General features: G+C 38.1%; 12 protein-coding genes. 5 read left to right on the top strand and 7 right to left on the bottom strand.

The features are described 5' to 3' along the window. The first annotated feature begins 25 nt into the window (after positions 1 to 25). The 3 genes from ORQ98_RS08080 to ORQ98_RS08070 are packed head-to-tail and all read left to right on the top strand — an operon-like array spanning position 26 to position 3,466. Positions 26 to 1,213, top strand: a complete 1,188-nt coding sequence (locus ORQ98_RS08080; RefSeq protein WP_274688288.1) for an O-antigen ligase family protein — start codon at positions 26 to 28, stop codon at positions 1,211 to 1,213. Next, a complete protein-coding gene (locus ORQ98_RS08075) occupies positions 1,210 to 2,325 on the top strand; it encodes a glycosyltransferase (protein ID WP_274688287.1) in 1,116 nt (371 codons plus the stop codon). The genes ORQ98_RS08080 and ORQ98_RS08075 overlap by 4 nt, the downstream gene beginning before the upstream one ends. 52 nt (positions 2,326 to 2,377) lie before the next feature. Continuing rightward, positions 2,378 to 3,466, top strand: coding sequence for a hypothetical protein (locus ORQ98_RS08070; RefSeq protein WP_274688286.1), 1,089 nt, complete (start codon positions 2,378 to 2,380; stop codon positions 3,464 to 3,466). Between the two features lie 6 nt (positions 3,467 to 3,472). Here the strand turns inward: ORQ98_RS08070 and ORQ98_RS08065 are convergent, their stop codons facing one another. Genes ORQ98_RS08065 through ORQ98_RS08050 form a run of 4 tightly spaced genes read right to left on the bottom strand, consistent with a single transcriptional unit; the run spans position 3,473 to position 7,023 of the window. After that, on the bottom strand, positions 3,473 to 4,369 hold the full coding sequence (locus ORQ98_RS08065) for a DUF6625 family protein (protein WP_274688285.1): 897 nt from the start codon (positions 4,367 to 4,369) through the stop codon (positions 3,473 to 3,475). Beyond that, positions 4,366 to 5,244, bottom strand: a complete 879-nt coding sequence (locus ORQ98_RS08060) for a glycosyltransferase family 2 protein (protein WP_274688284.1) — start codon at positions 5,242 to 5,244, stop codon at positions 4,366 to 4,368. The genes ORQ98_RS08065 and ORQ98_RS08060 overlap by 4 nt, the downstream gene beginning before the upstream one ends. Further along, positions 5,237 to 6,349 (bottom strand): sugar nucleotide-binding protein, encoded by a 1,113-nt coding sequence (locus ORQ98_RS08055; RefSeq protein ID WP_274688283.1) that lies wholly within the window; start codon positions 6,347 to 6,349, stop codon positions 5,237 to 5,239. The genes ORQ98_RS08060 and ORQ98_RS08055 overlap by 8 nt, the downstream gene beginning before the upstream one ends. Continuing rightward, positions 6,349 to 7,023 carry a BUD32 family EKC/KEOPS complex subunit gene (locus tag ORQ98_RS08050; protein WP_274688282.1) on the bottom strand — a complete coding sequence of 225 codons (675 nt, stop codon included), beginning with the start codon at positions 7,021 to 7,023 and terminating at the stop codon, positions 6,349 to 6,351. The genes ORQ98_RS08055 and ORQ98_RS08050 overlap by 1 nt, the downstream gene beginning before the upstream one ends. A 236-nt stretch (positions 7,024 to 7,259) precedes the next feature. On the opposite strand from ORQ98_RS08050, the gene msbA reads away from it, so the two are divergent. Both msbA and hldE read left to right on the top strand, forming a co-directional pair. Then, positions 7,260 to 9,020 (top strand): lipid A export permease/ATP-binding protein MsbA, encoded by a 1,761-nt coding sequence (gene msbA / locus ORQ98_RS08045; RefSeq protein ID WP_274688281.1) that lies wholly within the window; start codon positions 7,260 to 7,262, stop codon positions 9,018 to 9,020. A 22-nt stretch (positions 9,021 to 9,042) separates the two neighbouring features. Continuing rightward, complete coding sequence (hldE, locus tag ORQ98_RS08040; protein ID WP_274688280.1) at positions 9,043 to 10,470, top strand: bifunctional D-glycero-beta-D-manno-heptose-7-phosphate kinase/D-glycero-beta-D-manno-heptose 1-phosphate adenylyltransferase HldE; 1,428 nt, start codon at positions 9,043 to 9,045, stop codon at positions 10,468 to 10,470. A gap of 167 nt (positions 10,471 to 10,637) precedes the next feature. Here hldE and ORQ98_RS08035 read toward each other — a convergent pair whose 3' ends face one another. The 3 genes from ORQ98_RS08035 to ORQ98_RS08025 are packed head-to-tail and all read right to left on the bottom strand — an operon-like array spanning position 10,638 to position 13,528. Further along, on the bottom strand, positions 10,638 to 11,519 hold the full coding sequence (locus ORQ98_RS08035; RefSeq protein ID WP_274688279.1) for a hypothetical protein: 882 nt from the start codon (positions 11,517 to 11,519) through the stop codon (positions 10,638 to 10,640). Continuing rightward, on the bottom strand, positions 11,512 to 12,330 hold the full coding sequence (locus ORQ98_RS08030) for an aldo/keto reductase (protein WP_274688278.1): 819 nt from the start codon (positions 12,328 to 12,330) through the stop codon (positions 11,512 to 11,514). Before ORQ98_RS08030 ends, ORQ98_RS08035 begins: the two co-directional genes overlap by 8 nt. Then, positions 12,317 to 13,528: an FAD-dependent oxidoreductase gene (locus ORQ98_RS08025; protein ID WP_274688277.1), complete on the bottom strand. Its 1,212-nt coding sequence runs from the start codon at positions 13,526 to 13,528 to the stop codon at positions 12,317 to 12,319. The genes ORQ98_RS08030 and ORQ98_RS08025 overlap by 14 nt, the downstream gene beginning before the upstream one ends. Between the last annotated feature and the right edge of the window lie 248 nt (positions 13,529 to 13,776).

The raw sequence follows: 13,776 nt of genomic DNA, 5'->3' as shown, positions 1-13,776 counted from the left end.
TCGATGTAACTGTGAAGTAAAAAAAATGAAGGGTAACCTAGTAACACAAATATTAACATATATGTTAATATTTGGTATGTTAATTTTTTTTGTCGGTGTTCAACTTTTTCCGACAGATAGTAAGTGGCATACACAGCTATATATTTTTTTGTACCTACCTATTGTATTGCTAGTTTTTTTAGAATCCAATTTGTTTTTTAACTTCTTCAAAGAGCAATCTGTAAAGCTATTTACTGTTCTTCTTTGCTATTTTGCACTTTCATCTGCATGGGGTAGTGAGGGACTGTCGTTTGGTGAAATCAAGAAATCATTGATGGTTTTTCTTTTTGCTTATGCTGTTTATTATTTAGTATTAAAGGTGATTGATATTTGGCGTATAATAATGATTGCTGTTGGTTTAGCTGCTTTGATTTCTCTCTATAGTATCTATAGTTATGGTGTGGAGACTGACTTTTCTTTTGGGGGGAGATTTGTTGGGTTAGGGGTATTGAGTAACCCCTTACTAAGTTCTCATTATTTTGGTTTTTTATGTGTGTTTTCATTAGGACTGCTCCTGGCTTCTAAAAAATCTTTTAAAAAAATTATACTCTTTCTGTGTGTGGTTGTATTTTTTCTATGTGCTTTTTTAACTAAGTCTAGAACTCCTTTGGTAGGTTTTTTTGGGGTGGTTTTAACTTTATTGGTTGTTAATTTTTATTATAAGAAAAAAACTGCACTAAAGACAGTGTTTTTTATTTTAGTGACTCTTTTAGTGGCTGTAATAGTGGCGTGGGAAGATATTGCTGTCAGAGGAGTATCTCATAGACCTGAAATATGGGGTGAAGCAATAAAATTAATACTTGATAAACTATGGTTTGGTTATGGGGTAGGGACTGAGTTTGAGATATATCTGAAGAGTATCAAGCAGTCATTTTATGATCCGCATAATATCCATCTGGGAGTCTTATATCATTTTGGTGTCGTTGGATTTATAGGTTGGGTATTAACTCTGTTTTTGATTGCTATAAAATCGTATAAGCAAAATAATGATATTTTAATATTTATTGTATTACCTCTGCTTGTCTATGGTGTTCTTGGTGGTATATCAGAAGGTGGAAATATTGTGAGTAGGCCGAAGGAGGTTTGGTATATATCGTGGGTTCCCATTTCCCTGGCTATCGCGTTTATAAGTTGCTCTATTCAAAATAAAAAAGCTGAGAAGCAATCAATATGACACGACATAAAATTCTCCAGTTGCAACCAAAATATTATATTAGAACATCTGACCTGCATGAGGAGATTGTTAAAGGGTTGCCCAAAGATAAGTTTGAAGTTACTTCTGCCTATTTTTCGGGAAAGCCAAAACATGGTGATATGTTATCAGTAAGTGAACATGTTAAATACTTTGGGCTTACAAAAAAACAGATGAGAGGCTTTAGACTTAAAGCTATTTATAGTATTTGGAAGTATTGTAGAAAGAAGGCATTTGATAGTTTAGTTGTTCACCGTTTTAAACCATTTGATGTAATGCTAATTGCAAATAAACTTCTAAAAATACCAAACTGTATTTCAGTTGTGCATGGAATTGGTGATTTTGATCGCCCTTTTAGAAGGTGGATGACGAATCTTTTTTTTGATAAAAGGTGGACTATAATAGCTGTGTCTAATTCAGTAAAGGAATATCTGCTTGGTAGTTGTAGCTGCCTAAGTGAAGAAGATGTAAAGGTAATCACTAATGCAATTGATCTTAATTATATTGAGAGTCGGTTTTTAACAAGAGCTGAAGCGCGTCAAGAGCTAAGGCTTGCAGATGATCAAATTGTGATAGGAACTATAGGAAGATTAGTTAAAGTAAAAGGACAATCTTATTTGATCAAAGCTTTCAAAAAAATTACTAATAAGTATGATAATGCGAGGCTTGTCATTATTGGAGGAGGGCAGTTAGAACATTCATTAAAGGAGCAAGCAGTTGCTTTAGGCATTAAGGATCAAGTAGTTTTTCCTGGAGAAGTATATAACGCTTTTCGTTATTTAAAAGCATTTGACTACTTTGTTCTCCCCTCCTTAGAGGAGGGGATGCCCTTAGTAATTTTTGAGGCGATGATAGCTAAGCTACCAATTATCGCTACGAAGGTTGGTGGAATACCTGATGTGTTAGATGGTTATGGGATTTTAATTGATCCAACTTCAACTAACCAACTGGAAACTGCCCTAGCACAGCAGCTCTCTATGAATAAAGTAGACATAAGTAATATGTGTTTAAAAGCTTATGAGTATGTTAAAAACTGTCACTCTGTAGAGAAATATAGAGCAGAATATAGAGAAGTTATATCAAGAGAGAAGTAATAAATAGTTGGTTGCTTCTTTTTTTTTGAGCTTAATTAAAATGTGTGAAAAAATGAATGATTTGCTTTATCTGGTATATGGCCAAAATAAAATATATTACCAGCAAGGCTATTTTAGTATCTTGACAGCATTAAAGTTTTTAGGTGAAAGCAAGTCAACAAGAGTATGTGTGTTTACTGAAAATCCAGACTATTTCTCTGATTTACCTATAGTTGCAGAAAAACTAACAGATGATCAGATAAAGTTATGGCAAGGAAAAGCTCAATATAATCATAGGCTAAAAAATGTAGCAATGAAGTTTTGGATGGATAAATACAAAAATAAGACTATACTTGTTGATACAGATACATGGTACAAAAAAAATCCGGAGTTACTTTTTCAAAGAGTTAGTCCAGGGTTTTCTTTAATGTTCCAGTTTGAGAAGTATATTCAACAAGCCCTTCCTACTCTTTGTGAAAGGATAGTTGAGAATAATATTGTAAGCCAGAATGGTAATATTTTAGATATAGCTAAAGATGGGCAGCTGTGGAACTCAGGCGTTGTAGGGCTGTCTTATGACGATCGACATCTTTTAGATGAAGCACTTTATGTTCTTGATCAAGTTTATGATATTACCAAGGAGTACGTTACTGAGCAATTAGCTATAGGTGAAGTGCTAAGTAGAAATACTAAGTTATCTGGTTGTGATGATATACTTGCTCACTATTACGGGGCTGAAATTAACTTTATAAATGATAAGGTTGGTATTTACCTGAATTTAGTTGAAAAGCTGTCTATAAGCCAAAAGATAAATGCATTAGTTGACTTCCATTTTGTTAGATACAGGAAAAAAGTTATAAAACTTTTTTTAATAAAGATTCATTCAAAGCGGCAGGGTTTTTCAAAAGATGTAATGAGAGCTCTGCAGGGTATAGAATTATACCTGTTAGATGAGTCTAATCTCTATGATATCTCTGATCAAAAAAATTGGCTGCTAAATGCCTATACTAACCTGGCTTCTGTTTCAAGTGGTGAAATTAGCCGGTTTGGATTAAATGGGAAAAAATGTTTAGTCAAAGCCATTAAAAAGCTGGTGAGTTCTAATAAGTTATCACAAGCTGACAAAACAAGGTGGTTAGAGCTTTGTCAGCGATTCTATTAACACGTATTATAAAGGTAAAAAACCTTGTGGAGATATGCTCCAACCATTATTAATTTGGCTAAATGGAACGTTATTAATTGAGTTTAATTTCTCCCATGCTGCTTTGTTACCGTATCTTTCAGGTAACCATTTTGAAGATTTCCAATTCATGAAGTGCAGGTAAAGAAACTCTCTGTCAGTGTCTTTGTTGTTAGTCAATTTTCCTTTTTTCCAAAACCATAGCTCAGGATGCTCTGAGCTTCCATTAATCCATGGGGAGTCTGATAAAATAGTGCTATATTGTTCTTTAAAATAACAGTTTTTTTGATATGGACTAAAAAAACCATAAGCTTTTCTTAACCAGTCTGGGTATTTTTTATGTCGGAGGTATATTTTTGATAATTTTGATTCATCAATTCCAAAGTGACTTTCATTTTCCATTAGCTGTTGCCAGTTTTTTATTTTTTTAAAAGCATTTCTATTGAGCGCCGTATTTTTGAATAAAGCGAGATGCCCAGATATCCTATCCCAGTGAGTTGATATACAATTATGCGTCAGTACTTTTTCGGTATAGAACTTTCTAATATCTCCATATATTACATCAATATCTCCAAATCCGTAGTAGTCATAGTTAGTTAATATATTTTCATGTATGTAACCATAGCTTGGCTTAAGGTCACACAGTTTATAGGGTTGACAACAGGAAAAATTAATTTCCAGTTTTTTGGAAATATATTGCTTATAGTCGTTAAAACTCATATGGTGGATAGTGATATTATCTGCTTTATTTTGAGGTGGGCCGCAGTCACTGAAAAAAATCCAGTCAATTGTAGGGTTGTATTTACAGCTTTCGATATACAGGTCTATCCATTCTGGCCATTGCCCAAAATAGGGAATGATGATAGCAATTGACTTGTTATTCATTTCTTACTTTTTATCCATGATGTAATGAGATAGGTCATGCCTTTAAAGAGCTTGAAACTATAGTATTTTCTATCTATTTGCCTAAGGATTTGAATAGCATATTTAGGATCGTATTTTGATACTTTTAAAAACATGCTGGTGAGAAATTGATTAATCACAAATGGGTATTCTGGTTCATTTCTATAGTTGTTATATGTTTTAATAATTTCTTCTGTCATCATCCTATGGTTTTTGTAAGTATTGTTATCATGCTCTCGATAGTATGCAAGAATGTCACTGAGAACAGCGATCTTAAAGCCTTTGTAAGTTAATTTTAACCATAGATTTAAGTCTTCGAGTTTTATATCTGTATTAAATCCATTAACTTCTTTTAGTGCTGAAGAGTGGATCATGACTGTCGGTGCTGCAGGCCCTTCTTTCGGTTGAGTCAGCATTTTTTTAAAGCCTACTTCACGATAGGGTTTTAGCCTCTGTTTCTCCTTTACATTATTATAATCATCAATGCAGATTATATTTCCTCCACAGACGGCAATGTCTGGTCTGTTTTCTAAAAACTTTACCTGCTTTTCGATTTTATCAAGCAAAATAATATCATCAGACCCTAGAGGGCAGATGTACTTACCTTTACTGAGACTAATAGCCTCATTAAGACTAGCAGAAAGTCCTTTGTTATCTCTGGCTTTAAAGTAGAATCCATGTTGTTGGCTTAGCTCATGTAGAATTCTAGGGCTTTCATCTGAAGAACCGTCATCAATTACAATTAGCTCTATATTATTATAAGTTTGCTTAACAACGCTTAATATACAGTCAGTAATATACTTATCATGGTTATAGCAGGAGATAATAACTGAAACTAATGGATATGAATTATGCATGGTGGTACTTATCTGCTAATATGTTCAACATTTCATATAAAGCACTTTCCCAGTTTCTAATCTTTATATTGAGCACTTTTTCTGTGTTGGCTATGTTTAATACACAGTATGGTGGATGTTGAGCTTTTAAATTTAGGTGGTGCGTTTTTGTTTGTTGTAACGAGGGAATATTGTGAATAAGCTTTAGCTTATGACCATACTCAATAACTTTTTGTGAAAAATTGAACCAGCAACAGTTTTCTGAATTAGCAAAATGAATAATGTTGTTTTTTATATCAATAGTTTTGTAATTGATGGTGAAGTTAAGAATGAATTTAGCCAAGTTACTACTAGCATAAGTTGGACGGCCAATTTGATCATCTACGACGGATATGCTGTTTTTTTCATTTGCAAGTTTTAGTATAATCTTTACGAAGTTATTTTTGAATTCGCTAAAAACCCAGCTTGTTTTTGTAATGAAAGAACAAGGCTTTGTCTTCAGTGTTGGCTTATTATCAATAAACTTGCTCTTTCCATATATATTAATAGGATTACAAGTGTCATTAGGATTGTATGGAGTTGATTGGTCTCTAGAAAATACGTATTCAGTGGATGTGTGAAGTAGAGTAATGACTATTTTTTTACATGCGGGTGTCAGATTTTCTAAAGCAGTACTATTTCTTAAAGTTACTAAGCTGTTATTTAACTCAGCTTTACCTGCATTAGTATAGGCATACACATTAACTAAATAGCTGGGTCTATATTTCTTGTGAGTATTAGTTAACTGATTGTGACCGGTAATACCTAGCTTTGAACTGGTATTTACAGGTTTTTTTTCAATAAATATTGTTTTTTTTTCTGAGTTTAATGTAATAGCATCATAACGCCCTGAATTCTTAACTGGATAAGCAAGAACTGTAGCTCCATTTTTCGTATAAGCTTGAGTCATTTGTGTATCCAAACCTTCCCTAAAATAACTGCCACCAAGTATTAAGCAAGATCTATAGTAAAGAATTTTGATTGTCTGTAGAACGATATTTATGACAGTATGTCCAGTATTTTTAAGAATGTTTTTTACTAATGCAGAGCCAATAAAACCAGTGCTACCCGTAACTAGAATTTTCATTACTTGTACCTGCTTTTTGGACATAATGAATTGACAATTTTTAGCTGATCTTTTGTGGAAAGAGCTCTGTGATTGGCGTTTAGATAGCTATCAATAAAGGATGAAGGCTCATACTGGAACAGAAGCTTAGCATCATTTTTATAACGCATGAGGTGACGAAAGTTACGTATACGTTTACCTACAGAAAGAGGCTTGCTGTAAAACTTCATATCAGATATGTCAATTAAGCCTAAATTTCCATCTTCAGTAACTAGGATGTTACCTAGGTGTAAAGACCTGAAATAAATTCCTTTGTTGTGTAAAATAGCAATGAATTGAGCAATTTTCTTTATCTGGCCTTGCTTGAGAGTATCCAAATTACTCCTTGCAACTTCTCTGACTGTATTACCTGATAATGGTTGATATCTTACAATACTGCGTGGAGGGAGGTTTATTTTATACGTTTCAATAACAGTGACAGTTGTGATACCTGCTTTTTTCAAACTATTCGCATTGTTAGCAAAGCGTCGAGCATATGGATAAATTCTGGCAGAAGAAATAAATCTTTTGTTACGAAATAGTTTAAGAAACGTACCATCTGTCAGTGTGAGCACTTTTACACCACAGCCATCCTGTTCAACAATGGTGGCACCTTTTGTTAGTTGATCAAACTCTTCTTGAGAAAGTATTTTCATTACACCACTGATGTTTTAGAACAACTGCATCTCAATGCTCAATATTGGAATGTCGGGCTCAGTTTTTGAGGTGCCATGTATTGGTAGAGCATCGAAGTAATATAATCGCCCCAATATTTTACGGATGTGCTGATAGAAAGCAAGCGAGCCTAGATCGAAGAATGTTGCTACTTACCCCTTTAAAGCTTAAGTGTGTTATTATCACTGCCTTTTCGTTTTGTGACAGTAGGGCTGAAATGAGTAAAGAAAAGGGCTCTAAGAGTGGTATCAAAGCTTACCTCCGCCTCTTGGGTTATGTAAAAACCTACTGGGCGCTATTTGCTATCAGTATTTTTGGTTATATTTTGTTCGCTTTGACTCAGCCAGGGTTTGCTTGGTTGATGAAGTATTTTGTGCAGGGGTTGGAGGGAGAGTCTGATCAGCTTATCTATTTTGTTCCCATTGCTGCTGTAACAATTGCCGTATTACGGGGTTTAGGCTCGTTTATTGGTAATTACTACATTGCCAGAGTGGCTAATAATGTTGTGCATGCTTTACGCTGTGACTTATTTAATAAGCTAGTTACCCTGCCAAACAGTTACTTCGATAACCACAACTCTGGCCACCTGATTTCTCGGATTACCTATAATGTGACTCTTGTCACGGGTGCTGCTACTGATGCATTGAAAGTAGTGATTCGTGAGGGTTTTACGGTCATTTTCTTACTAGGCTTGCTGCTTTGGACTAATTGGAAGCTCACTATTATTTTCATCTTGATTGCACCTATTATTGCAGGGTTGGTGAGTTATGTGGGGCGCAAGTTAAGAAAGCTCAGCCACAAGATTCAGGATGCAATGGGTGATGTTACTCATGTGGCCTCTGAAACCATTAATGGCTACCGGGTGGTTCGTAGTTTTGGTGGAGAAGCCTATGAACGTAACCGCTTTTTAGATGCTAGTAAGCAGAACCTGAAACAGTCGCTCAAGTTAGTCAGAGTTTCCGCTATCAATACGCCTGTGTTGCAGTTGCTGGTGATTCTGGCAATGGCAGTCATCATGTTTTTAGTGCTTTATATGCGCGACACCTCAACTGTGGCTGAGTTGATTGCTTATGTAGTAGCAGCAGGTATGTTGCCAAAGCCAATCCGTCAGTTGAGTGAAGTTTATGGCAATATCCAAAAAGGTATTGCTGCTGCAGAAAATATCTTTGAACAGCTTGATGAAGTGCAAGAGCAGGATTCAGGCTCACATGAGGTAGAGCGTGTTTCAGGCAAGCTGGAAGTTCGTCAGTTAACTTTTCAATATCCAGGTGCTGAAAACCCAGTATTAAAAGATATTAACCTTGTGGTAGAGCCTGGTGAAACAGTGGCTTTTGTTGGACGCTCTGGAAGTGGTAAATCAACACTGGTGAGTTTAATTCCTCGATTTTACTGCCATGAACAAGGTGAGATTCTGCTGGATGGATTGCCACTAGAAGATTACAAACTTACTAACTTACGCCAGCAAATTGCGTTGGTGAACCAGCAAGTCACTCTATTTAATGACACTGTTGCAAATAATATTGCTTATGGGGCGTTGCAAACTAAAACTGAAGATGACATTCACCTTGCTGCTCAAGCTGCTTACGCCTTCGACTTTATTGCTGGACTAGAGAATGGATTTAACACCATTGTTGGTGAAAATGGAGTGAAGCTTTCAGGTGGCCAACGTCAGCGGCTTGCTATCGCGCGAGCGATTTTAAAAGATGCACCTATTTTGATCCTGGATGAAGCAACTTCAGCCTTAGATACTCAAGCAGAACGCAATATTCAAGCAGCACTTGATGAGGTGATGAAAGGAAGGACAACCTTAGTCATTGCGCATCGTTTATCCACCATCGAAAATGCTGACAAAATTGTTGTGATGGATGAAGGGGAAATTGTTGAAGTAGGTAGTCATCAGGAATTATTGGCAAAACAAGGACAGTATGCACGCCTACACCGGCTTCAATTTAAAGAAGAACAACCTTTATCGGCTTAATTTTATTGGATGGCAAAACATAATGAAGCTGCTAACAACCCCACGATTTGATCAAGCTAAAGTATTGGTAATTGGCGACATTATGCTGGATCGCTACTGGCATGGTGCTACCTCACGTATTTCACCAGAGGCTCCAGTGCCTGTTGTTAAGGTTGGTCAAATTGAAGACCGGCCGGGTGGAGCAGGTAACGTTGCTCTCAATATTGCCTCGCTTGGTGGAGCAGCTTTTCTGGCAGGTCCAACGGGAGATGATGAGTCTGCTGATATATTAACCAAGCGGTTAACTGCTGCTGGGGTGCATTGTGCTTTTACTCGAGTCAATGACGAACCTACTATTACTAAGCTGCGGGTGATTAGCCAGCACCAGCAGCTTATTAGATTAGATTTTGAGAAAGCATTTAATTCACTTGAGCCTGGCCAACTTGTGCAAGAAGTCGAAGCTATTATTGATCAAGCTGAAGTTGTCGTATTATCTGATTATAAAAAAGGCGCTTTAAAAGATCCTCAGCAACTAATCCAACTTGCCAAGGCAAAAGGAAAGCCGGTTTTAGTTGACCCTAAAGGTTCTGATTTCATTCAATACCGTGGTGCTACTTTAATTACTCCTAACTTAAACGAGTTTGAAACGGTGATGGGCGCCTGCAAGGATGAAGCTGAGCTTGTCGCTAAAGGCCAGCAATTACTAAAAGAGCTTGAACTGGAAGCATTATTGATCACCCGTGGTGAGCATGGAATGACACTATTGAGGCCAGCTCAGCCTGAGCTTCACTTACCCGCTAGAGCTAGAGAGGTATTTGATGTCACAGGAGCGGGCGATACAGTTATTTCTGTACTGGCGGCTTCGTTAGCTGCAGGAGAGGAGCTACCAATAGCAGTCGCATTGGCTAACTTAGCTGCAGGCATTGTGGTTGGCAAACTGGGTACTGCAGCGATTAGTGCGCCTGAACTGCGTCGTGCTATTTCAGTAGAGCAAGGTGCAGGGCGAGGTGTCATGACAGCGAGTCAATTATTGATTGCGATTGAAGATGCCAAAGCCCAAGGTGAAAAAATCGTTTTCACTAATGGCTGTTTTGATATTCTCCATGCTGGCCATGTTGGTTACCTTGAGCAAGCCCGCGCTCATGGGAATAGGCTAATTGTTGCAGTGAATAGTGATGAATCTGTGCATCGCTTGAAGGGTGAAGGTAGGCCGGTTAATCCAGTTGATCGCCGGATGACTGTGTTAGCTGGACTAGAGGCGGTAGATTGGGTGGTTTCTTTTACTGAAGATACTCCCGAAGCCTTATTAGAGCTAGTAAAACCTGATGTGCTAGTTAAAGGGGGAGATTACTCTGTTAAGCAAGTAGTTGGTGCGCCTATCGTACAAAGTTATGGTGGTGAAGTTGCTGTATTAGATTTTTTAGATAACTGCTCTACCACAGCGATTGTAGAAAAAATTAAAGAACAGTGACCAAGCTGCTGACTTTCTTCATTTAGAGGTGTCACGAAAGTACTCAAAACTAAGTTCCTTCTCCCCTGCGGGGAGAAGGTTAGGATGAGGGGGCCACCGGTGGATTTAGAGTAAATATACCCTCACCCCACCCCTCTCCCAGAGGGAGAGGGAGCTTTGCGATGCCCTTATAAGACAGTGTGATTATCAAAAACCATAATCCCCTTCCGCTGGCAAAAATACTCTGAGAAAAGCGGGTTTTTTAAATCTACAGCTTTTAACTGACCTGCCTCAAGCTGAAAAAATGTTCCTGTTAATTGATTAAAGTGCAGTTCAGCAAGGTAGCACTTATCTGATTTATCCCAGGTAGTTTCCAAGCACTGAGTTTCTGGGTTATAAATCTCGTCTACAAAATAACAGCTCAACTCACTTAAATCTCGAATAGTGGTGCGCCAGTGGTAAACCAGTTGGAGTGAATTGGTGGGCACATGAATATAACTGGTTACATGAGGCTCGCACTGGGCAGCACCAAGTGTAATTTGTTGGGGGGTAGCCACTAAATCAGGAACTAAGGTAAGGTTTTTATTTCTGTTAATGGTCAGGCCTTGGTATTCAGGATCAGGAAGGCTTTGACCTGTACAGTTTTGCCAGTTGGCCAGCTGATTACCATAAATCATTAAGCACTCTTGGCTGATTTCCTCTGCGATTACCTGTTCTGGATAATAGCTATATTCAGAGGAAACATAACCAGAAACCAGCTTTAGCACTTTATCTTTAAAATCATGTCTTTTCTGCTCGACCAATACTAAGTAATCAACCCCATTAATCTGACAAATAAGGTGGGCTGACACACCTAAGTTATTTACCGTAAGATTGATTTCAGAGCTGGAGCCGGTCATCAGTAGCGAATTATTACGTTTAACTTGTAGCTCCTCAAAAGAACAAGGAGCGTCTATCGGTAATATTTGCAACTGCCACTGTCGATTATAAGTGTTGAAATGGCTCATCACCTGGTAAGGGTTGAATTGAATATGATCAGCAGGGTGGAACTTCAATAGCTGTTTATTCATTACGGCTTCTCAGCAGCGCTTGTTGGGCGCACTTAATATTATGGCTCATATGCTCTGGATTGATAGTGCCTAAAATAATACTGGTTACACCAGGATGAGCAAAAATAAAATCCATGCTGGCTTGCACTGGGTCTTCATAGGTTTCTGAGCAGATATGGCCACTGGCCAAGGCTTTTTTTATGAAGATAGCTTTGTTGTACTCTGCCGCATAATCCAACACTTCAATTTCGTCAGAATACGACAGGTTATGGGTTGCCATGACTGCATCAGCTTGTTTTAGTGTAGCAAGTCCGCCTTCAACGGTTTTAGTGGACATACCTGAGGCTTTGATTTTGCCTTGTTTTTTCAGGTCAGCTAGTACCTCTAAGGTGCCATATTGCTCAATAATGGTTAAATCATTCCCATCAGAATGGACCAGGACAATATCTAAATAATCGGTATTTAGTCGCTGTAAACTTCGTTCAATGCTTTTGATAGTGTGCTCTGGGGTAAAATTAAAACTGGACTGTCCATCGATAAATTCTTCACCAGTTTTAGTGCAAATTACCCAGTCATGGCGCTGGCCTTTTAGTAAAGGGCCTAAACGCTCCTCACTATTGCCGTAAGCAGGGGCTGTATCAATTAAATTAATACCCAGATTTTTTGCATGTTGTAGTAGTTTTTTTGCTTCTTGGTCGCTGGGTATTTTAAAGGTGGTAGGATACTTAACCCCTTGGTTTCTCCCCAGTTTAACGGTGCCCAAGCCAATAGCTGAAACACTGATATCTGTATTTGCCAGTTTATTTTTTATTAATAATTCAGATTTGCTCATCAAAATACTCCTGCCAGAATGGAGCACTAACAATAGGTGGATTTAGCCAATCCGGTAATACAGCTTGTGTAGTGTTCGGTTGAATATTAAGCTGAGAAAGCTGTTTAATTATCTGATCAGCAAGATCTGGTGCTAAAGCTAACTTGGTCGGCCAGCAAACAGAAACGTTGTTTTGGGTTTGGCAATAAGCTGCATCTGGTCGAACTAGGCTATTTTGCTTTGGCTCAGCCCTATTGACTCTAAAAGTCGCCCATTGTGTTTGACTAAAATCTACCCAAGGCAATAACTGTTGTATTTGCTGTTTGGCTGTAGCAATCTGCTCTTCTGTTGACTTATCCAAACCATTTTCTGCAATCGCACCACCTAAATACCATACCCATTGGCCATCAGTGGTAGGGTGGCTAGTGATGGTCATTTTGGGTAAAGCCTGAGCACCGATGCAGTGAGCATAGATGGGGTGGGGATGAGGGTGTTTAATCATCACCATATGCAGTGGGCGCAGTTGCATTTGAGGGGTAGCGAAATTTAATTGATTTAGAATATCTTGGGTGCCTTCCCCTGTGGTTAATACGAAGTGTTGGGCAGAAACTGTTAATCGCTGATTTTGATCATTGATAACAACTTTGTTTAAAGTGCCCTGTTCATTCACTTGCCAGTCAATCTCGGCATTATCGGTTAATTGAACAGCAGATTGTTGAATTGGTTTAACTAATGCCTGAATAACAGAGGGTACATCCAGCACCACTTCATCCAGCTGATATAAATCGCCTTTAAAGGCAGGGTTTTGAAAGACTGTTGGATACTCTTTTTTACTGAGCTTATTGACTCGTCCACGTAAGGCTTTACTGGCAAAAAAAGTGGTTAATTTAGAGCCTAGCCCTTGGGTGGACCACATGTAATGGTGTTGGGACAATACTTTAACGCTGGTGAGATCAATTTCGCCTTCACCGGCAAGACACTGTCGCCACCGGCTGGGCATTTGTGAAATGGCTTCAGCGGATTTAGTTAGGGTGCCAGTGAGTGTGTATTTAGTGCCGCCATGGATAATCCCCTGAGACTTAACTGTTTGGCCACCACCAAAACTGCCTTTTTCTAAAATAAGGCAGTTATAACCTAGTTGCTGCAAGCGATTAGCTAACCACAGGCCAGCAATACCACCACCAACAATTACAATGTCTGTTTTGATTGAGTCAATCATATATAATCAATAATGTTGCCGAAATTTTAGGCAGTATGAGACTGCACAAACGATATAAAACACGCAGCAAGTACTTCCCTGTATGCTCGAATCGGCATCCTTGCCTCATACGGTTTTCTATCGTTTATCCAGCCTCTTAACAAAAAAGTAAATGCCATCAGTATACCCTGAATATTTCATAAAGTTATGCTCAATATCGGTTGGTTGATTATTAGGCAGATCTGTGAGGCTCTGAGGATAGGGATCAC

It is taken from the genome of Spartinivicinus poritis, from assembly GCF_028858535.1.
In the GTDB taxonomy this organism is placed as follows: Bacteria; Pseudomonadota; Gammaproteobacteria; order Pseudomonadales; family Zooshikellaceae; genus Spartinivicinus; species Spartinivicinus poritis.
Note: the sequence above shows the minus strand (reverse complement) of the source record. Positions and strands in the feature narration are given on the sequence as shown.